Raw genomic sequence first — 420 nt, 5'->3', positions numbered from 1 at the left:
TGTCTGCCGCAGCCAGACGAGAAGGGGTCAGCCTCAACAAGTGGGTAACGAAAACCTTGGAACGAGCTGTCGCGAATTAGCCAACGGCACCCGCACCATCATGCTGCATGGCGGTGAGATCATGCTCGATGTCGGCAGCGACAACCGCAAGAACATGCAGGTCGAGGATCTGATCACCATGTTCCGCAAGATAAGCGGCCAGACGCTGGAGACAATGCATCGCTGATCGGCTGACGTCTGAGTTCAGCGCCCACAATTTGCCTGTTTCACATAGGACGATCTTCATATCCGGAGCGGAGACCTTGCCATGCTTTCGCGTCGATTTCTTCTTGCAGGCGGATCGGCCGCGGCCGCTATCGGCCTGTTCTCGGCGTTCAGACGTCCAGCCTCCGCCGGAACATTGCCTGCGGAACCCTGGGC

1 pseudogene is annotated in these 420 nt (G+C 58.3%); it reads left to right on the top strand.

The annotated features are described in order from the left end of the window. A pseudogene (locus tag AC1D0P_RS30435) lies at nucleotides 1–226 on the top strand (hypothetical protein); the annotation flags it as partial. Between the last annotated feature and the right edge of the window lie 194 nt (nucleotides 227–420).

This window comes from Polaromonas sp. P1_G2 (genome assembly GCF_056405515.1).
This window is presented reverse-complemented; position numbering and strand designations above follow the sequence as displayed.